This window comes from Cystobacter fuscus (genome assembly GCF_044360685.1).
In the GTDB taxonomy this organism is placed as follows: Bacteria; Myxococcota; Myxococcia; order Myxococcales; family Myxococcaceae; genus Cystobacter; species Cystobacter fuscus_C.
Genome location: NZ_CP043491.1, coordinates 10,931,042 through 10,952,261, shown reverse-complemented (window position 1 = coordinate 10,952,261; position 21,220 = coordinate 10,931,042). Strand labels below are relative to the sequence as shown.

Genomic DNA, 21,220 nt, shown 5'->3' with positions numbered 1-21,220 from the left:
ACGTCAGCGGCCAGCGTCCGGAGGAGTGGCGGGTGCCTTGCCCTCGGGAGTCTCCACACCGACGTTGCCGGCGTTCACGAGCTCCGAGTCGTCGCGCAGGAAGGCCCGGGCGCTGGCGCTGACCTCGTCCGGGGTCATCCCGGTGAGGACCGCGCTGGCGGAGCGGGCGCGGCTGGCGAGCGCCGTCTCGCCGAGTTCTCCGTGGATGCGGGTGAGCGCGATGTGGATCTCCGGATCGAACGGGTCCGAGGAGAGGGCATCCAGGTAGGACTGGCGGGCCTTCTGGTAGTCCGCGCGGTGCAGGAAGATGCGGCCCAGGTGCACGTTGGTGGTCGGGGAGCCCGGGTGCACGCGCAGCGAGCCACGCAGGACCTGCTCCGCCTCGTCCAGCCGCCGCAGCTCCAAGAGCGCGAGCGCGTACTTGTTGGACACGGACTCGTACTTGTCGCCCACGAGCTTGTGCGCGCGCGAGTACTCCTCGGCGGCGGCCTTGATGCGGTTGCGCTCGCGCATGAGCTCGCCCAGGTGCGCGGACTTGCGCGCCGGTATCTCCGTCACCTCCGCGAAGTCGCCGAAGGAGATCTCCCGTCCCTTCTTCTTGTCGTCCGGCTCCTTGGCGTTCTCCTTGAGGACGACTTCCTCGGGCGGCAGCAGCTCCTGGGGGAAGGGTTGCTGCTTGATGTGCGCGAGCCAGTTCTTCTCGAACTGGGCGAAGGACATGGCCGTGGCGCCCTCCACCGCCTTGCGGTCCTGCTTGCCATCGCGCAGGCCGAGGATGATGTCGCGCAGGCCCCGGTTGCCCTGGGTCTTGTAGACGTAGTCCATGGCGAAATAGACCTCGGCGAAGGCGGTGGCGGCGTCCTCGGCCGTGGGCAGCATGGCGATGGACGGGTGCATCTTCTCGAAGGGGATGAGCTTGTCCTCCTTCACCCGCCGCCCGAGCAGCGCGAGCGTGGAGGGCGTCATGGCGAGCCCCGGCTTGCCGCGCCAGCGCGACTCGAGGAACTTGGCCAGGCCCTCGTGCAGCCAGATGGGCACGGTGTTGTGGCTCATCTGGCTGACCACCAGGTGGATGTACTCGTGCGCGAGCGTGTCCTGCCAGTCGTAGCCGCGCGCCACGGCCTTGGGGCTCGTCACCATGAGCTTGTTGAACTTGCAGATGGCGATGGTGCCCGTCGTTTGAATCTGCTGGTAGGTGAGGGTGCTCACCTTGGACAGCTCGCGGGCGTTGTTCACCACCTCCACGCGCACCTTGCCCGGAGGGCGGTGGCCCAGGTCCTCGGCGAGCGCGCGGTGGATGGACTCGAGCGTCTCCAGCGCGTAGGGCGCCAGCACCTCGTCCTTGCCCGGAGGGTAGTAGAAGATGAAGTGCTCGCTCTCCACGTGGCGGTGGCCCTTGACGATGTCGCGCGTGTCCTTGGCCAGCCGCAGGTAGCTGCCCGGCTTGTCCTCGATGCGGGCCTTCTGCAAGAGCTCCACCGCCTCCGGGTAGTTGCCTTCCTCGAAGGCGACGCGGCCCTGGAAGTACTTGAGCGGTTCGATGTCCTCCGGGACGAGGCCCTCGAGCGCCGTCAGCTCGCGGCGCGCGGTGGGCACGTCCCAGTTGTCCAGCGCCGACTCCACCTTGCCCAGCCGCTCCTTGGCCTCGTTCTTCGAGTCCTCGGCGCGTGCACCCAGGGGGGTGCTCAGCACCAGCGCCAGCAGCAACAGGGATGTGCTCGCGGCACGCGTCATCACTTCACCAGCTCCTCGTAGTAGCGCTTCACCTGATCCCGGTACTTCTCCGGCGTGCCTTCCTTCATGGCGTCGAGCAGGTCCTTCCGGAACTCGCGCGGCGCCTGGTAGGCCTCCTCGTCGGGGATCTCCACCTTGTCGCGCGGATCCTGGCCGTTGCCCTGTCCGCGGCCCGAGCCCATGCCCATGGGCAGCGGCAGCCCGCGTCCCTTGCCCTTGCGCTGCTGGCTCTCCTTCATCTGCTTCTGGAACTGGCGCAGCCCCTCGAGCGCCGCCTGCTGCTCGCCGTGACCCCGGTTGGCGTCCTTGCCCTGCATGCGCTGCGCGGCCTCGCCCATGCGCCGGCCAATCTCCTCCATCTGCTCGCCGGCCTCCTGGCCGAACAGGGGCGCCATCTGTTCCATCTCCTCCATCTGCTGGCGCAGGCCCTTGGACTGCTGCTCCAGCGACTGTTGCTCCTGGGCGAGCTGCTGCAATTGCTGCTTCTCCTGGGGGCTGAGCTGTGAGCCGGGGGGCGGGAAGAGCGACTGGAGCTTGCGATTGACCTCCTCCATGGTGCGCGCGTCCTGCTCCAACTGCTCGGCGAGCTGCTCCGACTGGCGGCGCACCGCGGGCGGGTTGCCGTACATCTCGTCCAGCGAGCGCTGCTGCTCGCCGTAGTGGGCGAGCTGCTGGGCGGCCTCGGCGGCGCGCTGGGTGGACTCCGCCGCCAGGTCGTAGTCGTCCACCTTGAGCGCGTTCTTCGCGTTCTCCAGCTCCGACTGGGCCTGCTCCAACGGGAAGGAGGCGCGGCTGCTGAGCTGATCCGGCCGCAGCTCCTGGTAGTCCTTCTGCACCTGCTCGATCTGCCGCTGCAGCTCTTCCTTCATCGCCTTGCCGCGCTCGGCGAGCCGGTCCTGGTTCTGCTTCTTGGCCTGATCCCGGATGGCCTGGGTGGCGTCGGCCACGCGCTGCTGCTCCTTGGCCGTCTTCTCCAGATCGCTCATGAACTGGCCGAACTTCTGCGTGAGCTCGGGGAACTGCTCGCCGCCGAACTCCTCTTGCGCGTCGTTGAGGCCGTTGAGCATCTCGTCCATCTGCATGGACAGCTCCTGGAGCTTGGCGAGCGCCTCGTCCGTCTTGCCCTCGCGCATGAGGCGCTCCACGTCATCCAGCGCGCTCTGCATGTCCTGGTCCTTCATCATGTCCTGAAGGGCCTCGGCGTTGAGGTGCTCGTCGCGGATGCCCCGGCGCAGCTCGGCCATGCGCTGCATCAGCTCCTCGATGCGCGCGCGCATCTGCTGGATCTGCTGCATCACCTGCTCGCGCGTCTGCTCGTCGGGCTTGGACTTGTACTCCTCGATGAGGTTGGCCAGCTCCCGGCGCTCGTTGGCGAGCTGCTTGGCCAGCTCCTGCAGCGCCTCGAGCTTCTGCCGGTCCAGGAGCGACTCCAGGTAGAGCACGTCCTTTTCCAGCTCGACGATCTCCTCGTTGACGAGCGCGCCCAGGCGCTCGCCGATGCCGAAGTCTCCTCCACCTCCAGCCTGGCGCTGCTGGGTGCGCTGGTAGACGCGGCGGAAGTCCGAGGTGGCGCGCACGCGCTGGCCCAGCGTGCTGGCGATGTTGGTGAGCGCGGTGACGAGCTCGGCCGGGGTGTCGCGCTCGCGGCGCAGCTCCTGGGCGAGCGTGCTCAGGTCCGCCACCAGCGTCTGGCCGTTGGTGTCCACCGCCTGCGCGGCGAGCACCTTCTTCGCATCCCGCACCTTCTCCCGCTCGGGGCCCTCGAGCCGGTCGGCCAGGTGGTCCACCATCCGGTCCCAGAGTGCCTCGACCTTCTGCAGCGCGGCGCGCAGGTGCTCGGCGGCGCTGTAGACGCGCAGCACCTGGGTGCGGCTCACGCCCCGCTTGGGGCCCTCCACCGCGTCGTTGTCCTTCGCCTCGATGAAGTAGGAGATGCGATCTCCCGGCTGCACCTTCAGCGTGCCGAGGTTCCAGTTGTAGGTGCCCTTGTCGCGGCGGCCATCCTGGCGGGGCAGGGGGATGCGCGACTCCTCCTTGGAGCCCGGCACGCGGAAGACGAGCGCGAGGCCGTTGAGGCCATAGTCGTCGCTGGCCTCGTACTTGAGCACCACCTGCTGGCCGGGATCGATCTCGAGCTCCGCCGCGGGCGTGAGCAGCTGCACCTGGGGCGGGGCATCCGCCTCCACGTTGAGCGGGATGTCCGGCCCGGTGGCCAGGGGAGAGCGGCCGGTGTCATAGAAGACGAAGCGGTAGCTGCCCGCCTTCTTCGCCACGAAGGAGCCCACCAGCTCGCGCTTGTCCGTGACGGTGAGCGGGAGCGTCTCGCCGTTGACGACCAGCTCCGCGCGTTGCACTTCCCGGTCCGAGCGCGTCTTGAGCTGCACCTCGGTGCCCGCCGGAGCGCTCACCTCGCCGTTGGTGCCCGGCACGGTGCGGGGGGTGAGCCCCGTATACGCCGGGTAGCGGTAGGTGATTTCAATGTCGCCGGTGATGGGCTCGCGCGTCTCGGCCTGGGCGATGGGGTTGAGCGACTCGAGCGCCTTGTTCCACCCCAATCGCCAGTGCGTACCGGCGAGCAGGAGCACGCACGCGAGCACGAGCACCGTCCCACCGAGCACGAGCCCCGCCTGCTTCACCCGCGAGCCATCCACCACCTGTCCCACGTCCACCTGCCGCACGCGCGCGTCCATCTGGCGCAGGAAGGCGTCGGCGAGGATGGGGGAGTGGCCTGGCTGGCGGTCCTGCTCCCGGGCCAGCTCCACCGCGGCGAGCACGTCCAGCGACAGGGCGGGCTGGCGCTCGCCGATGAGGCGCGCGGTCCGGAAGTCATCGCCCACGGTGCGCAGGGAGAGTCCGACGCCGAAGCCCACGGCGAGCAGCGCGCCCGCCACGGGCGCGAGCATCATCACCCAGCGGCCTCCGGTGGGCGTGAGCAGGGCGAGGAAGCCTCCGGCCACCCACAGCCCGAGGCACAGCGCGACTCCGAGCAGCGCGCCCTGGAGCCAGAGCTGACGGCGTTGGCGCGCGCGCACGGCGGCCAGCAACTCCACGACGCCCGAGGGGCGCGGCCCGAGCGAGCGCACCGCGGGAGGCGCCGGGGGCGGAGGCGGTGGGGGAGGAAGTTCGGGACCTGGGGGCTGCGGGGGTTCGATGTTCACGCTGTCTCGTCCGCTCGGTCGTGTGGCAACCCCCGACAGGGTCGCCTATTTCCGATCTGTAGCAGGCTCGAGCGCGTGGTGCGCTGTCATGCGCCCTGGGCGGGCGGGCTTTCGCCACCCGTGTCCGGCGTTGGAAGCTTGGGGCGGGCGTTCAGCGCTGGGGCGTGGGGCTGGCCGGGTCCTCGGCGGCCGACGCCACGGCTGTTTCTTCCCTGGACAGGGAGGTGCCCTGGGCGTACTCGCCGGGTGCCTCCGCTCCGCCCAACTCCTCGGCGAGCGCCGTCAGGGCCTCCTGGGCGCTCTGGAGCCGGGCGCGCGACAAGCGCGAGAGGACGCGCTCCACGGCGGCCTCCACGGTCCCCGTGGCGGGCACATCCATGGCACGGCCCGCTTCCGTGAGGGCGAAGAGCGCCTTGCGTCCATCGAGCGGATCCGACTTGCGCTCGAGCAGGCCGCGCTTCTCCATGCGCTTGAGCACGCCAGTGAGCGTGCTGGGGTGCACGTGCATGATCTGCGCGAGCCGGCCCGCGGTGATGCCTGGGAAGCGCCCCACCAGCCGGAGCACCAGCCGCTGCGGACCCGTCAGGCCCAGCGTGGACTCCATGCGCTTGGAGGTGGACTGCAACCCGTGGTCGACCGCCCACAGCAGCCGCATGAACTCCAGGACCTCGCCCAGAGGGGCTTTGTTGTCCCTGCCCGCAGTGGGCGACTCAGCCACTTCGTCGATTGGCTTCATTTCTACAGTGTCCCTGAATTCTACCGGTGATCGCCTGGCCCGGCGCTGCACGGAGTCACGCATCCAAGTCCTACCTGTTCTGAAAAATCAATACCTTGGCGTTCCCAGGATCTTCCTGGTTCGTCCTCGGCTGGGGTGCCCTCCGAGGGACGAAACGAGAGTTCGTTGAGTTCCCCACGACTTCACTTTTGGAGGATTCTGCCGGTCACCCGGCACCCCTCGGGGCACACCGCCCATGTGGGAGAAGGGCTCCTCGGTATGACGCCATCCCTCGATTCGGAAGCCCGGAAGCGCGACCAGGAGGACCTGGACGGGTTCGAGCTACCCTTCTTCCAGAAGCTCGTCGTCCTGCTCTGGGCGCTGCTCGTCGGCATCCTGGCGCGGCTCACGGACCTGGTGCTGGTGCTCGGGCGTCCCCGGCTGCTGCGGCCCTACCTGGGCATCTGGCTCGCCGAGCGCCTGCGCTCCCCCTACCGGGCCCGGCGCACGTTCGAGGTGGTGCGGGCGCTGCAGAGCACGGGGCAGCGCTTCCGGGAGCTCATCTACGGCGAGACGCCGCTGATGACGGCGCTGTGGGCGTTCCGGCGGGCGGGGCTGGGTCCGGGCAGCCGGCTGGTGGACCTGGGGGCGGGGCGGGGGCGGGTGCTCATCGCGGCGCGCTGGCTGGGGGCGGAGGCGGTGGGCGTGGAGCTCATCGCCAGCCACGTGGAGAGCGTGGCGAAGTGGCTCGTGCCCGCGGGCATCACGCTCGAGCAGGGAGACGCGGCCCGGGCGGACCTGAGCGGCGCCACGCACGTCTTCACCAACTGGCTGGCGCTCACCCCGGAGACGAAGGCGAAGCTCGTCGAGCGCTTCCGCACCTGCGCGCCGGGCACGCGCTTCCTCACGGTGGCGCATCCCATCGAGGCCGAGGACTTCGTGCTCCGCTCGCGCCACCGGCTGCTCTTCACCTGGGGCTTCGAGTTCGTGTGGATCCACGAGTACCGGCCTGGGGCATTGTTGGCGAAACCTGAACAGTGATGCCCATCCCGGCTCATTGTCTCCGCGTGTCCGCGGACGGATACATCTCCCATGCCGACGACGGCCGGCGAGGGAGAAAGACCATGAGCGAGACAAAGCAGGGCGGAACGAAGGACAAGGTGGCGATCGTCACGGGTGCATCCCGAGGCATCGGCGCGGCGATCGCGGAGCGGTTGGCCCGGGATGGCTTCTCCGTGGTGGTCAACTACTCGAGCGATGCCGCCCCTGCCGAGGCGCTGGTGCGCGCCATCCAGAGCACGGGAGGGCGTGCGGTCGCCGTGAAGGCCGATGTCAGTGATGCGCAGGCGGTGCGCCGCATGTTCGAGGCCACGGAGGCGGAGTTCGGTGGCCTCGACGTGCTCGTCAACAACGCCGGCATCATGTCGCTCGCCCGCATCGGCGAGACCGATGACGCCACGTTCGAGCGTCTGATGAACGTCAACGTCAAGGGCACGTTCAACACCCTGCGCGAGGGCGCTGCCCGCATCCGCGAGGGCGGCCGGATCATCAACTTCTCCTCCAGCGTGGTGGGTCTGCTCCAGCCGACCTATGGCGTCTATGCCGCGACGAAGGCCGCGGTGGAGGCCCTGACGAGCGTGCTCGCCAAGGAACTCCGGGGCCGCGCCATCACCGTGAACGCCATCGCTCCGGGACCGACCGCGACCGACCTCTTCCTCAAGGGCAAGCCTCAGGAGGTTGTCGACCGGCTCGCCAAGGCCGCTCCGCTCGAGCGGCTCGGCCAGCCCGAGGACATCGCGCGGGCCGTGTCCTTCCTCGCCGGCCCCGACGGGGCGTGGATCAACGGTCAGACCCTGCGCGCCAACGGCGGAATCATCTAGGCCCCCCGGCTCAGATGACGTAGTCGCCGACGAACACCTTGGCCATGCGCACGTCGGCATGCACGAGGTCTCCCTCGACGACACCCAGCTTGTCGAACTCGGCGCGCGGCACCTCGACGGCCATGCTCTCCCCGGTGGGCAGCTTGAGCAGCACCTTCACGTAGCCGCCCACGGGCTTGAGCCGCTTCACCAGGGTCGTCGCGGGCTCTCCCACGCCCTGCGCCGGTTTGACGAGCGTGATGTCATGCGGGCGGACGAAGGCCTGTACCGTCTCGCCCTCGCGTGCGCTCTGGGGCGCCTCCACCACCAGCGAGCCCACCCGCGCCCGGCCCGACTGCACCTGGCCGCGCAGCACGCTCGTGCCTCCCACGAAGGAGGCCACGAAGGGCGTGGCGGGGCGATCATAGATTTCCTCCGGCGGCCCCTCCTGCGCCACCCGCCCCTCGCTCAGCACCACCACGTGCTGGGAGATCTCCAGCGCCTCCTCCTGGTCATGCGTGACGAGCAGCGTGGTGACGCCCGTGCGCTCGTGCAGGGACTGGAGCCACTCGCGCAGCTCCACGCGCACGCGGCTGTCCAGCGCGCCGAAGGGCTCGTCCAGGAGCAGCAGCTTGGGCCGGATGGCGAGCGCCCGTGCGAACGCCACGCGCTGGCGCTGGCCTCCCGAGAGTTGCCCGGGGTAGCGCTCGCCCAGCTCCTCCAACTGCACGAGCTTGAGCATCTCCTCCACGCGCGCCTCCACCTCGGCGCTCGGCAGCCGGCGCGTCTCCAGCCCGAAGGCCAGGTTCTTGCGCACCGTCATGTGCTTGAAGAGCGCGTAGCTCTGGAAGACGACCCCGATGCCGCGCTGCTGCACGGGCATGTTCGTGCAGTCCACGCCCTCGATGAGCACGCGCCCCGCATCCGGCAGCTCCAGCCCCGCGATGATCCGCAGCAGCGTGCTCTTGCCCGCCCCCGAGGGGCCCAGCAGCGTGGTGATGGCGCCCGAGGGCGCCTGGAAGGACACGTCCGACACGGCGGGCGTCCCGCCTTGCGTGAACTGCCGGGTCAGGTGCTCGACGATGACACTCATGGGGACTCGGCCCTCCACTCGACGTACTTCTTGATGGCCAGGGTGATCAGCGCGAGCACCGTGAGCAGCGAGGCCACGGAGAACGCTCCCGCGAGGTTGTATTCGTTGTAGAGGATCTCCGCGTGCAGCGGCAGGGTGTTGGTCACCCCGCGCACGTGTCCGGAGACGACCGACACCGCGCCGAATTCGCCCATCGCGCGCGCGTTGCACAAGAGCACGCCGTAGAGCACGCCCCACTTCACCTTGGGCAGCGTCACGTGCCAGAAGGTATGCCAGCCATTGGCCCCCAAGGACAGCGCCGCCTCCTCCTCGTCCTGCCCCTGCGCCTGCATGACGGGCAGCACCTCGCGCACCACGAAGGGGAAGGTGACGAACACCGTGGCCAGCACGATGCCGGGCACCGCGAAGATGACCTGGAGGCCCCGCTCGGCCAGCCACGGGCCGAACCAGCCCTGCCGGCCGAAGAGCAGCACGAAGATGAGTCCCGCGATGACGGGCGACACGCTGAAGGGCAGGTCGATGAGCGTGAGCAGCACGTCCCGCCCCCGGAAGCGGAAGTGGGCGATGAGCCACGCGGCGGCCAGCCCGAACACCAGGTTGAGCGGCACGGCGATGGCGGCGGCCAGCAGCGTGAGGCGGATGGCGGACACCGTCTCGGGATCGCTCAGGGCCGCCAGGTACGCGCCCACGCCCTTCTGCAGGGCGTAGGTGAACACGGCCACCAGCGGCACGACGAGGAAGACGCCCAGGAAGGCGAGCGCCCCGCCGATGAGCAGCCAGCGCATCAGCGCGGGCGCCGCGACGGTGCGCCGGGCGCGCTGGGGGATGACGGTGGCCGGGTGCATGGGCGCGGCTCTCCTCCTACTCGTGCCGGGCCTCGAGCCGGCGATGGCTCCAGCGCTGGAGCAGGTTGACGGCCAGCAGGAGCGCGAACGACACGAGGAGCATGACCCCGGCGATGGCCGTGGCGCCCGCATAGTCGTACTGCTCCAGCCGGGTGATGATGAGTAGCGGCGCGATTTCCGTCTTCAAGGGCATGTTGCCGGAGATGAAGACGACCGAGCCGTACTCGCCGATGGCCCGGGCGAAGGCGAGCGTGAAGCCGCTGAGCAGCGCGGGGAAGACGGCCGGCAGCAGCACGTGCGTGAACGTCCTCCACGGCGAGGCGCCCAGCGTGGCGGCGGCCTCCTCCACGTCCGCGTCGAGCTCCTCGAGCACGGGCTGCACGGTGCGCACCACGAAGGGCAGGCCGATGAAGGTGAGCGCCACGCCCACGCCCAGCGGGGTGAAGGCCACCTTGATGCCCCAGGCCTCGAGGTAGCGCCCGTACCAGCCGTTGTGCGAGTAGAGCGTGGTGAGCGTGAGCCCGGCCACGGCGGTGGGCAGGGCGAAGGGCAGGTCCACCAGCGCGTCCACGAACGCGCGGCCCGGGAAGCGGTAGCGCACGAGCACCCACGCCACGAGCAGTCCGAAGACGGTGTTGACGAGCGCGGCGAAGAAGGCCGCGCCGAAGCTCAGCCGGTAGGCGGCGAGCACGCGGGGCGAGGCCACGGTGGCCCAGAACTGCTCCCACGTCAGGCTGAACGTCTTGAGGAAGAGGGCCGACAGCGGAATGAGGACGATGAGGCCCAGGTAGAACCAGCTCAGGCCCAACGTCAGCCCGAAGCCCGGCAGGACGCGGCGGCGCGCGGAGGCTTGCATGGGCGCGCTCACTTCGCCTGGGGCACGTAGAGTTGATCGAACGAGCCGCCGTCCTCGAAGTGCTGCTTCTGTGCCTGCTTCCAGCCGCCCGCCACTTCCTCGAGCGTGAAGAGCTTCACCGGGGCGAGGCTCTTGCCGGCCTTCTGGGCGGCCTGGGCCGAGCGCGGCCGGTAGTGGTGCTTCGCGGCGAGCTCCTGTCCCTCCTCGGTGTAGAGGAAGCGCAGGTAGGCCTCGGCCAGGGCGCGCGTGCCCTTGCGGTCCACGTTCTTGTCCACGATGGCCACGGGCGGCTCGGCGAGGATGCTGTCCGTGGGGGTGATGATCTCGAAGCGCTCGGGGCCCACCTCCTGGGTGAGCAGGTAGGCCTCGTTCTCCCAGGCGATCAACACGTCCCCGAGTCCGCGCTCGGCGAAGGTGGTGGTGGCGCCGCGCGCGCCCGAGTCCAGCACGGGCACGTTCTTGAACAGGGCGGTGATGTACTGGCGCGCCTGGGCCTCGTCCCCACCGGACTTGCGCAGCGCATGGCCCCAGGCGGCGAGGTAGTTCCAGCGCGCGCCCCCGGACGTCTTGGGATTGGGGGTGATGACGGACACGCCTGGGCGCACCAGGTCCTCCCAGTCATGGATGCCCTGGGGGTTGCCCTTGCGCACCACGAAGACGATGGTCGACGTGTACGGCGCGCTGTGCTCGGGCAGGCGCGACTGCCAGTCGGCCGGCAGGAGCTGCGCCTTGTCGTGCAGCATGTCGATGTCGTACGCGAGCGCGAGCGTCACGACGTCCGCGTCCAGCCCGTCGATGACGGCGCGCGCCTGCTTGCCCGAGCCGCCATGGGACTGCTTGATGGTGGGCTTCGTCCCCGTCTTCGTCTCCCACTGTCTGGCGAAGGCGGCGTTGATGTCCGTGTAGAGCTCGCGCGTGGGATCGTACGAGACGTTGAGCAGGGTGGGGGCGTCGGTGGACGCGGCGCCGGGCTTCGAGCAGCCCGTCCAGACGGACAGGGCGGCCAGCAGCACGGTGAGCAGGGGCGCGGTGAGGGGCGGGTGATGAGTCTTCATGTGGTGGCCTCGGTCGGGTGACCGCGAGTTCCCGGGTGCATTCGAGGCCCGACAAGAGCCATGAAAGTCGAAGGCCCACCGTCCCTCGCGGGCGTGGGCTCTTCCTTGCTCGCCTCCGTCAGCCTCCACGCTGACGGCGGACGAGCGCCCACCGCCGGGACCGACAGCAACAGCAGACTTCCTGGCGGCTCGGAGTGGGCATTGATGGTCCTAACGTGCCCGGCACATGTCCGTTTGTCAAGACGACTCTCCGTTATAGCGGAAGGGGTGGCCGAGCAGGTCTCTCGCCGCGCGGGCAGGCGACTCCGGGTCGTTCCGGGCGGGTCGGCTAGAGTGGGCAGCATGCAAGCCGCCGCACCGCGCGCCGCGCGCTCATCCCAGTTGCTGCAGGAGTACCTGGCCCAGGACGTCGTCCCCCGGGAGGTGTCCATCGCCCGGTTCATGCGCGGCATGGTGTCGTTCAGCTGCGTGGCGGCGTTGCTGCTCTCCGGGCCGATCGGCTGGAAGTTGTCGTTGTGCCTCGCGGCGCTGACGGGCGCGTTGAGCATCTATTACACGCTCATGCTGCGTGCCTTGCAGCAGGGCGGCTTCCATCCGGCGATGCAGTGGGTGGACAGCGCCCTCACGGTGTCCATTCCGGCCGTGGTGTTCCTCGCCGACGTGTACTTCAACGGGGCCGTGTACGCGCTCACCACGCCGCCGGCGTATGCCTGGGGCACGCTCATCGTCGTGTGCGCGCTGCGCACCAACCGGTATCTGGCGTACTTCGCCGCGGCGCTCGCGGCGCTGGAGTACCTGCTGCTCTACCTGCTGGTGGCCTGGCCCCGGCTGCCCCACGACGCCCCGGACACCCTGGAGCTGCCCATGGTGTTCCTGCGCTGCGTGTTCCTCTTCTCCTATGGCCCGCTCACGGCGACGCTCGGCACGCTCATCATGAACAAGGCCGGGGATGCGCTGCGCGCCATCCGGGAGAAGGACGTGATGGGCAAGTACTTCCTCCACGAGCGGCTGGGCGTGGGCGGCATGGCCGAGGTGTTCCGCGCCACCTACAGCCCCGAGGGCGGCTTCGAGAAGCAGGTGGCCATCAAGCGCGTGCTGCCCGCGTACGCGGACAACGAGGAGTTCCTCGCCCTGTTCCGGCGCGAGGCGGAGCTGGGCTCGCTGCTCAACCACCCCAACATCGTCCAGGTGCTCGACCTGGGCCGGCACCAGGGCACGGTCTTCCTCGCCCTGGAGTACGTGGATGGTCTGCCGCTGAGCACGCTCCTGCAGCGCGTGCGGCGGCTGACCCCGGCGGCGGTGGCCTACATCGGCGCGGAGATGGCCCTGGCGCTCGCGTACATGCACGGGCGCACGGGCCGCCGTGGCGAGCCGCTCGGGCTCGTGCACCGCGACCTCAATCCCCCCAACATCCTCCTGTCGCGCATCGGCGAGGTGAAGCTGTCGGACTTCGGCGTCGCGCGCGCGGCCAAGCAGCTCGCCCTCACCCGTGCCCAGACGGTGCGCGGCAAGGCGGGCTACATGGCGCCCGAGCAGGCCCACGGCCTGGAGTTGGATGGCCGCGCGGACCTCTTCGCCCTGGGCCTCACCCTGTACGAGGCCCTCACCGGTCAGCCCGCCCTCCACGGAGAGACGGACGCCGAGCTGATGATCGCCTCCACCCAGCAGGACGTGCCCCCGCCCTCGCACCTGGTGCCGGGCATCTCGCCCGCCCTGGATGCCATCATCGCCGGCCTCTTGCGCAGGGACCTGGAGCACCGCACACGCTCGGCGGAGGTGCTGGGGCGGCAGTTCCTGGCGCTTCCGGGCGCCGAGGCCCCGTATGTCCATGGCCAGCGGCAGTTGCTCGAGGCCCTGCGCGAGGCCACCACTCAGCCCGCCACGCCCGTGCAGCCCCTGCAACTCACCCCTGACCTGGCCCTGACCGAGGCGGCCGACGCACTGCCCGCGCCCCATGTGAACCGGCGCTGAGGCGCGCTCGGTCCCTGGAGCGTCCAAAAGACATGACGCCTCCCGTGGCACCCAGGGAGCGTGTGGCCTCCCAGGCCGCGTGGTGTTGAAGCCCGCTCCCCCGCGGCTCGCCTCCAGCGCACGCGGGTCGGGCAGGCCCGCTTCAATGGCATACAACTGTCCAAGCAGACAGCTACCACCGTCATCGAAAGCGCACCGCCTCCGGGGAGCCAAGCGCGGCCATTGCTTACATTTCCTTGCCGCCATGTGAGCCAAGGGCGGCCATTACCTACATTGCTTGGTCGCCATGTGAGCGCTAACAATGCGGGAATGACCAGGAAAGACAGGTTTGCTGCTCTAGCGGTTCTGGCGGTCCTCACCACCGCCTCCCAGACGATGGCCGCGACCGGGGCCCCCCTCGCGGACCCGCTGGCCGCGTACCCGAATCCCGGACGCGTCACCGGCGACATCGGCATCCACGATCCCTCCGTGGTCAAGACCCTGGCGGGGACGTACCTGGCCGTGGCCACGGGACCCAATTTGCAGCTCAAGACGTCGGTCGACCGCACGGCCTTCCGCAACGCGGGCGCGGTCTTCCCGAACGGCGCGGCCTGGACCACCGAATACACCGGCGGCGGCCGCGACCTCTGGGCGCCGGACATCTCCTACCGGAACGGCCGTTACTACCTCTACTACTCGGCCTCGACGTTCGGCTCGAACCGCTCGGCGATCTTCCTGGCCACCAGCACGACCGGCGCCTCCGGTTCGTGGACCCATCAGGGGTTGGTGATCGAGTCCTCGTCGGCCAATAACTACAACGCCATCGATCCCAACCTTTACGTCGATCCGCAGGGCCGCTGGTGGCTGACGTTCGGCTCGTTCTGGTCGGGGATCAAGATGATCGCGCTCGACCCCTCCACCGGCAAGCGCTCGGACAACACGATCCGTTCCATCGCCGGGCGCGGCGGAGGAGCGATCGAGGCGCCCTTCCTCACCCAGCGCGGGTCGTACTACTACCTGTGGGTGTCGTTCGATCGGTGCTGCCAGGGCGCGTCGAGCACCTACCGGATCATGGTCGGCCGCTCGACGAGCGTGACCGGGCCGTTCGTGGACCGCAATGGCACGGCGATGACCGCCGGCGGGGGAACCGAGATCCTGGCCGGGCACGGCTCGATCCACGGCCCTGGGCATCAGGCGGTGCTGACGGACAATGACGCGGACGTGCTGGTGTATCACTACTACACGGACAGCGGTGCGCCCACTCTGGGGATCAACCTCATCGGTTACGACTCCCAGGGATGGCCCTTCGTCTATTGAGGGCATGCATCACGAGAGGTTTCTCCCCCGGCGGAGGCACCTGGGCCGCCATTGTGCCGCGACAGTTCCAGCCCGGTGAGCAGAACGAAGTCCTGGAACGTGTTCCTGAAATGGACCCCTAATCATGCTCAGACATCTCCTGTTTGGCCGCGCCGCTTGCCTGCTGGCAGGCGCCACGATCGTGGGTATTGCCACTCCCGCCACTGCCCAGTACCAGCGCGAGACGCTTGGACGCGGCGTCGTGGCCGTGCCCGCATCGAGCGGCGGCACCCTGGTCTCCTGGCGCCTGCTGGCCACGGACCCGGCCGGCGTCGGCTTCCACGTCTACCGCGATGGCACCCGGCTCACGACGGAGCCGCTCACCGACCGCACCAACATGCGTGACACGCGGGGCACGACGAGCTCCACCTACACCGTTCGCGCGGTCGTGAACGGCAGCGAGCAGGAGGCCTCCCCCGCGGCCGCGATCTGGTCTGGCGGCTATCTCAACATCCCACTGCAGAAGCCCGCCGGCGGCACCACGCCCGACGGCGTCGCCTACACCTATGTGGCGAGCGACGCGAGCGTCGGCGACCTCAATGGCGATGGCCAGTACGAGCTCGTGCTGAAGTGGGACCCGACCAACGCCAAGGACAACAGCCAATCGGGCTATACCGGCAATGTCTACATCGACGCCTATCAATTGAACGGCACCCGGCTGTGGCGGATCGACCTCGGCCGCAACATCCGCGCGGGCGCGCACTACACGCAGTTCCAGGTGTTCGACTATGACGGCAACGGCCGCGCCGAGGTCGTGATGAAGACCGCCGACGGCACCGTCGACGGCCAGGGCCGCGTCATCGGCAACGCGAGCGCGGACCATCGCAACAGCGGGGGTTACATCCTCGCCGGCCCCGAATTCCTCACCGTGTTCGAAGGCACCACCGGCCGCGCGCTGTCCACCGTCAACTACGTCGTGCCACGCCACCCCGACACGCAGAACCCTTCGCCGAGCCAGCTCAACAGCATCTGGGGCGACAACTACGGCAACCGCGTCGACCGCTTCCTCGCCGCCACCGCCTATCTCGATGGCAGCCGTCCCAGCATCATCATGGCGCGCGGGTACTACACCCGCACCACCGTAACCGCCTGGGACTTCCGCAACGGCTCGCTCACCCAGCGCTGGCTGTTCGACAGCCGGGCGCTCGGCGATTCGAGCTCTACCGGCCAGGGCAACCATCAGCTCAGCATCGCCGACGTCGATGGCGACGGCCGCGATGAAATCCTGTACGGCGCCATGGCCGTGGACGACAACGGCACGCGGCTGTGGAGCAGTGGCCTCGGCCATGGCGACGCGATGCACGTCTCTGATCTCATCCCGTCGCGCCCTGGCCTCGAACGGTTCGGTGTCCATGAGAGCCCGGGCAGCAACGGCGGCATCGGCGCCGCGATGCTCGACGCGCGCACCGGCCAGCGCATCTGGACGAGTTCCGCCTCCAGCGACGTCGGCCGCGGCATCTCGGCCGACATCGATCCGCGCTACCCCGGCGCCGAGGCGTGGGCGTCCAACTCGGGCACGCTCTACAGCTCCACCGGCCAGAACATCGGCACGCGCCCCGGGCCGATGAACTTCGCCATCTGGTGGGATGGAGACAAGCAGCGCGAACTGCTCGACGGCATCACCATCAGCAAGTGGAACTACACGGCGCAGACGCTCTCGACGTTGCTCTCGCCCTCGGGCACCGCGTCCAACAACGGCACCAAGGCCAACCCGGTGCTCAGCGCCGACATCCTCGGTGACTGGCGTGAGGAGCTGATCGTTCGGACCACCGACAGCACGGCACTGCGCATCTATTCCTCTCCCTATTCGTCCAACTACCGCTACGTCACGCTGATGCACGATCCGGTGTACCGGCTCGGCGTCGCCTGGCAGAACACCAGCTACAATCAGCCGCCGCACCTCAGCTACTTCATCGGCGACAACTGACGCCGGAAGGACTCCCTCACGGATGAGCTGGCCCAGGGAGCCCACTGGCTCATCACCCTGGGGGGCGGTGAGGCCTGCCCCATGTGCCGGGCCTCCAGCGTGACGACTGGCCGCTGGAGGCCCCCAAGGGCAAGCCCGTGGAGCAGGTCCGGCGGATTCGCGAGGAGGTCTGCGCACGCGTGTCGGCGCTGCTGGTCCGGCAATGCTGGGCCCGGTAGCGCCTTCGGCCGCGTTCCTCTCCTGCACAGCCCTTGCTGGCCTCTTGTTCGCGTACGCGCTCGGCCTTGTGAGGGGAGCCGCGCTCGCCTCCTTCATGCGGTACCTGAGAGCCAACCTGTCCAAGAAGGTAGGCAGGCTGGTGGACCGGAGCGGCTGCTTCTGAGTGTTCCAGTGGTTCAATGACGCTTGCTCCGAGCGCTACCACGATGTGGATGATTCATACATATGGAGTGAATCTTGCCACTTCCGTTAGTAAAAAAACGTATGGGTTTGATTGAGCCAAGACTTCGTAGGGTGATGGTGTAGGTTACCCTGGTCATCCAGACAGGGGGGGACAATGTATTTCGAGAAGTGGCTGAGATGGAGGCGTGGCGGAAGCCTCGCGGTTCTCCTGGTGACCATCGGCCTGGGCGGAGGCGCCCTGGCATTCAAGGTAGGCTTCCACGAGGATCTCACCGAGCGGTTGTTGAGGGGCCAGGGGTTCGACGAGGACTCCTCGGATGAGGTCGGAGACTCGAACTACTATACGGATGTCTTCGAGGCCTCTAGTGAGGATGCCCATGCCGACGGCAACATGCTCGGGCCGGCGTCGCAGCGGCTGCGCCAGAAGCGGAGGGACATCGGTGATGCGCTGAATGCGTGCGAACGGCGCGACGCGCTCGACGCACTGGGCGAGGCGCTCCACACCGTTCAGGACGTCTACTCGCACTCCAATTCCATCGACAACGGGCATGCGATCAACGATCTGCTGGGGATGATCAACGGGACGGCGACCTGCTCGCTCCCGGACTTCGCTCCTGGAGGGCTGGTGACGGGGTACTTCAGCCTGGGGGGCATCGCCTCGGGCAACCAGTGCCGCGGCATCCCCGCGGGCATGTGCTGCCATCGGGAGCTCAACAAGGATTCTCCGAGTGTTCCCAACGGGGCCCGGCACGGCGCGGCCCTGAATGCCGCGGGGTCCGCCACGCTCGACTACCTGCAACTCATCGAGCAGGACCTCCGCGCTCGTTTCGGCGAGCCCAAGGCGTCGCAGCTCATCAAGCTGCTCAAACGCAAGCAGCGCATGCTCTACTTCGCCATCGACACGACCGGCAGCATGGGCACCGACCTCGCCGGTGTGAAGTCGGCGGTCGGCGCGCTCGTGGAGCAGGTCCTCGCTGGCGAGGAGATGCCGCAGCTGGGCCTGGTAACGTTCAAGGACTCCGTCAGTGATTCCGGCCTCACATGCGATGCCGAGCTGCTGCGCTCCCGGGTGAATGCCCTGTATGCCTCGGGTGGAGATGACTGCCCGGAGGCCTCCAACTCGGCGCTGATGGCGGCCCTGTTGAACTTCCCGTACGTCAGCACGGACATGATGCACAAGGGGGGGCGCGTTGTGCTCGCGACCGATGCCTCGGCGGGTGATGCCTATCTCGGACCCCAGGTGGTGAACGAGGCCGCGGCACGCGGGGTCAGCATTGATGCGATTCTCACCGGAGACTGCACGGCCGAGGAGTTCGCGGGTCTGACCGCCGCGGAGCCGTGCTCCGTGAACGAGCCCACGGAGGCGCCCGTCCCGGTCGCGCAGGTGGCCTCCGCCGCGGCCGATCCCCTGGTCTCCGGCTCGGCTCGTACCCAGCTGCGGGCCGTGACCGAGCAGACGGGAGGCGTGCTCTTCAATGTGTCCCGGCTGGAGGTGGACGATGTCGTCCCGACCTTGCTGGAGCTGAGCGAGCCCGACAGCGCCATCCTCTTCAGCCGCAAGGTGCAGCTGCGCGCCGGTGTCCCCTCTGTGCTCGAGATGCCGGTGGATGACACGTTGCGCCGCAAGGTCACGTTCATGGTGACGGCTTCGCGCGCGGGGGCGCTCCCCACCTTTACCCTGCGGCGGCCAAACGGGGCGACGGTGGCGTCCACGGACCCGGACGTCGCATACCGGGTGCTGACCTCGGTGAAGAGCTACGCCGTCACCACTCCCGCCACGGGCCGCTGGAGCATCCGGCTGGAAGGGGAGGGCACCTTCGTCCTGCGCGTCTTCGGCGGCACGTCCTTCCGCGTCAATGGTCTGCGCCTGCAGGTGCCGGCGGATGACCAGCAGCGGCCGGAGGTGGAGACGCTTCCCATCGAGGGCCAGCCGGTGGTGGGTTCCAACGTCCTCGCTGACGTGCGTCTCACCTATGTGCCGCGCTCGCTCGCCCTCTCGCTTCGGCGCCTCGATGGCAGCCTGGTGCAGGATCTCGTGCCCTCCCGTGTGGACGAGCTGCGGTGGTTCCGCAGCCCGCTGGTGATTCCTGGCGAGCTCTTCGTCTTCGAGGTGACAGGCATGACGCCGGATGGCCACGAGTTCGTGCGCCAGGTGCCCACGCCCGTCGTCCCGCAGACGCTCGCCGTGCGCGCCAGCCCCGAGACGAGCTTCGCCCTTCCGGGCTCGACAGCGAATGTCGAGGTGGTGCTCCAGAACCACGCGACGGTGGATGCGACCTTCCGGTTGAATGCCACCTCCTCGCTCGGCTGGCCCATCTCCGCTCCGACGCTGGTCCCCGTGGCCGCGGGCGCCTCGGTCCGGCTGGCGGTGTCCGTGCACATTCCCTCGGGAGCCACGCAGGGCCAGCGCACCGCCGTCACCTTCTTCGCGCAGGACGTGAGCGCCCCTCAGGTCCGCAATAGCGCGACGGTGTCGGTGGTGGTCGGCAATCCGAACCAGCCGCCCGTCTGTACGCAGGCGGTGCCGACCCTCACCTCGCTCTGGCCTCCCAACCACCAGCTCGTCGACGTGGGGATCCTCGGTATCGTGGATGCGGATGGTGACGCCGTGAGCGTGTCCATCTCTGGCATCACCCAGGATGAGCCGGTGATCGGGCAGGGCAGCGGCAACACCACACCGGACGGCGAGGGTCTTGGTACGTCAGTGGCCCGGCTGCGGGCGGAGCGCAGTGGCAATGGGAACGGACGTGTCTACACCGTCCAGTTCACCGCGAGCGACGGCAAGGGTGGTAGCTGCACCGGGAGCGTCCAGGTCGCCGTCCCCCATAGCCAGGGGAAGGCGGCGGTGGATGATGGTCCGTTGTACAGATCGAGCGGCAACCCGTAGCGATTGAGCAGGCAGGGGCTGGCACTTTGCTGGCCCCTGCCTTCGTTTTCCGAGAAGCCAGACATGCGCAACGTACTGAGCACCTGTTGTCTCGCCATCACGGTGGTCCTACTGGTCGCCGGCTGTATGCGGACGCGGACGGGCATGCAGGTCATCAAGGTGGGAGAGCAGTCGCAGCCCCTGGGCGGTGGGGGGTTGAGAATCGACCGGCCCCGCTGGGAGGCCGGGGGGCGCCTGGGCTGGGATGGCTCGCCGGTGGCTGCGCCTGGAGCCGACATCTGCACCCAGGAGGGTGCCGGGCACCAGCGGCTCACCCGTCTGCTCGAGCCGCGGGTGGATGAGGTGCGTTGCGCGCGAGCCGGGACCGCGGGGCTCGGAGGGAATGAGTCCTTCCTCGTTGGCTTCGATGCGCAGGGCCAGCTCGCCTGGAAGCGGCGCCTGGGACTCGAGTCGGGCAAGTACACCTTCGACGAGGCCATCCTCGGGGCCAGTCGCGAGGGAATCGTTCTGAGCAACCTGACGGTCGTGTCGCCGTGGACGGGCGAGACCCTGGTGCTCGCACCGACCCACCCGGTGGACCTGGAGCGCCGGCCCGTCCCGGACTACGAGTTCTCTCAGAGCGCCCTCTACCTCTCCGAGCGCGGTGCATTCGTGCTCTTCGAGGCGGATGTCACCCTCGTGCGGAGCGAGGGGGGCCTCTATCTGCTGGAGCCCCGGCGGGGACAGAAGGAACTGCTGCTGGGGGTTGCGACGACCTGGGGAGGGAGTTACTGGCGTGTTGAGGAGATGCTGCTGAGCGAGAGTCGCCGCTACCTCATCCTGGCGCAGAACCAGGCGACTCGCGGGAAGGGAGGCGTGTCGTTCTCCATCTACGACTTGCAGGAAAGGCGCCTCGTCTTCGAGGAGAAGTTCGGCGAGCAGCGCTACAGCAGGGATCCCAAGCTGGTGCTCGGGAAGGGGGGCGATGTGGGGTTTTCCTATGTCGACGAGACAGGGGGCAGAGTCGTCCTCGTGCACTACCGGCTGACGGGCTGAGTCCGCTCTGGTGGCCGCGGGCGCTTCAAGGTGCTGCGCCCCGAGCACGTGGGCAATCCCACCTACGAGCGGATGTTCCTCGAGGAGGGCCCAAGACGGTGTCAAAGGACTCGAAACGAGGGACTCGCGCCCGAGACCCTGAGACGGTGTCCCCGAGACGGTGTCAAAGGACTCGAAACGAAGGACTCGCGCGAGAACGGAGGACTTGGAGTTGGCCCACGGGTGCAACGTTCCGAGAGGCGGCGGCTCGCTGGGGACGAGGGGATTTCTCAGCGCCCTTTCCGCCTTTCTCCTTCCCGCCGCGGGTTGTGCCAGAGCGCGTCGCTCGAGTTCTTTGACACCCTCTCG

Annotated in this window: 15 protein-coding genes; 8 read left to right on the top strand and 7 right to left on the bottom strand. The window is 68.6% G+C overall.

Annotation, left to right across the window (positions count from 1 at the left end; translation table 11 throughout):
- Positions 1 to 3 precede the first annotated feature (3 nt).
- The 3 genes from F0U63_RS44775 to F0U63_RS44765 form a co-directional block, all read right to left on the bottom strand.
- Positions 4 to 1,734 carry a peptidase MA family metallohydrolase gene (locus tag F0U63_RS44775; protein WP_395848524.1) on the bottom strand — a complete coding sequence of 577 codons (1,731 nt, stop codon included), beginning with the start codon at positions 1,732 to 1,734 and terminating at the stop codon, positions 4 to 6.
- Positions 1,734 to 4,892: a DUF4175 family protein gene (locus F0U63_RS44770; protein WP_395840875.1), complete on the bottom strand. Its 3,159-nt coding sequence runs from the start codon at positions 4,890 to 4,892 to the stop codon at positions 1,734 to 1,736. The genes F0U63_RS44775 and F0U63_RS44770 overlap by 1 nt, the downstream gene beginning before the upstream one ends.
- 151 nt (positions 4,893 to 5,043) lie before the next feature.
- Positions 5,044 to 5,628, bottom strand: a complete 585-nt coding sequence (locus F0U63_RS44765; protein WP_395840873.1) for a MarR family winged helix-turn-helix transcriptional regulator — start codon at positions 5,626 to 5,628, stop codon at positions 5,044 to 5,046.
- Positions 5,629 to 5,886: 258 nt separating this feature from the next.
- Here F0U63_RS44765 and F0U63_RS44760 point away from each other — a divergent pair, with 258 nt between their 5' ends.
- On the top strand, positions 5,887 to 6,648 hold the full coding sequence (locus F0U63_RS44760) for a class I SAM-dependent methyltransferase (RefSeq protein WP_395840871.1): 762 nt from the start codon (positions 5,887 to 5,889) through the stop codon (positions 6,646 to 6,648).
- A gap of 83 nt (positions 6,649 to 6,731) precedes the next feature.
- Positions 6,732 to 7,487 carry an SDR family oxidoreductase gene (locus tag F0U63_RS44755; RefSeq protein WP_395840869.1) on the top strand — a complete coding sequence of 252 codons (756 nt, stop codon included), beginning with the start codon at positions 6,732 to 6,734 and terminating at the stop codon, positions 7,485 to 7,487.
- A gap of 10 nt (positions 7,488 to 7,497) precedes the next feature.
- On the opposite strand, the gene F0U63_RS44750 is transcribed toward F0U63_RS44755, so the two are convergent.
- Genes F0U63_RS44750 through F0U63_RS44735 form a run of 4 tightly spaced genes read right to left on the bottom strand, consistent with a single transcriptional unit; the run spans position 7,498 to position 11,315 of the window.
- On the bottom strand, positions 7,498 to 8,559 hold the full coding sequence (locus F0U63_RS44750) for a sulfate/molybdate ABC transporter ATP-binding protein (RefSeq protein WP_395840867.1): 1,062 nt from the start codon (positions 8,557 to 8,559) through the stop codon (positions 7,498 to 7,500).
- Positions 8,556 to 9,404, bottom strand: a complete 849-nt coding sequence (gene cysW, locus F0U63_RS44745) for a sulfate ABC transporter permease subunit CysW (RefSeq protein ID WP_395840865.1) — start codon at positions 9,402 to 9,404, stop codon at positions 8,556 to 8,558. The genes F0U63_RS44750 and cysW overlap by 4 nt, the downstream gene beginning before the upstream one ends.
- A 16-nt stretch (positions 9,405 to 9,420) precedes the next feature.
- A complete protein-coding gene (cysT, locus tag F0U63_RS44740) occupies positions 9,421 to 10,260 on the bottom strand; it encodes a sulfate ABC transporter permease subunit CysT (RefSeq protein WP_395840863.1) in 840 nt (279 codons plus the stop codon).
- A gap of 8 nt (positions 10,261 to 10,268) precedes the next feature.
- Complete coding sequence (locus F0U63_RS44735) at positions 10,269 to 11,315, bottom strand: sulfate ABC transporter substrate-binding protein (protein WP_395840861.1); 1,047 nt, start codon at positions 11,313 to 11,315, stop codon at positions 10,269 to 10,271.
- 342 nt (positions 11,316 to 11,657) lie between these two features.
- Between F0U63_RS44735 and F0U63_RS44730 the strand changes: the two genes are divergently transcribed.
- The 6 genes from F0U63_RS44730 to F0U63_RS44705 all read left to right on the top strand — a co-directional run bounded on the left by F0U63_RS44730 (position 11,658) and on the right by F0U63_RS44705 (position 20,872).
- The gene (locus F0U63_RS44730; protein WP_395840858.1) at positions 11,658 to 13,286 is read left to right on the top strand and encodes a serine/threonine-protein kinase; all 1,629 of its coding nucleotides are present in this window, start codon (positions 11,658 to 11,660) and stop codon (positions 13,284 to 13,286) included.
- A 309-nt stretch (positions 13,287 to 13,595) separates the two neighbouring features.
- Entirely contained in the window at positions 13,596 to 14,582 is a 987-nt protein-coding gene (locus F0U63_RS44725; protein WP_395840856.1) for an arabinan endo-1,5-alpha-L-arabinosidase, read from the top strand.
- A gap of 124 nt (positions 14,583 to 14,706) precedes the next feature.
- Positions 14,707 to 16,548, top strand: coding sequence for a rhamnogalacturonan lyase (locus tag F0U63_RS44720; RefSeq protein WP_395840853.1), 1,842 nt, complete (start codon positions 14,707 to 14,709; stop codon positions 16,546 to 16,548).
- Positions 16,549 to 16,631: 83 nt separating this feature from the next.
- Positions 16,632 to 16,766: a hypothetical protein gene (locus F0U63_RS44715; RefSeq protein WP_395840851.1), complete on the top strand. Its 135-nt coding sequence runs from the start codon at positions 16,632 to 16,634 to the stop codon at positions 16,764 to 16,766.
- A 338-nt stretch (positions 16,767 to 17,104) separates the two neighbouring features.
- Positions 17,105 to 19,837 (top strand): hypothetical protein, encoded by a 2,733-nt coding sequence (locus F0U63_RS44710; protein ID WP_395840848.1) that lies wholly within the window; start codon positions 17,105 to 17,107, stop codon positions 19,835 to 19,837.
- Positions 19,838 to 19,900: 63 nt separating this feature from the next.
- Complete coding sequence (locus F0U63_RS44705; RefSeq protein ID WP_395840846.1) at positions 19,901 to 20,872, top strand: hypothetical protein; 972 nt, start codon at positions 19,901 to 19,903, stop codon at positions 20,870 to 20,872.
- Positions 20,873 to 21,220 lie beyond the last annotated feature (348 nt).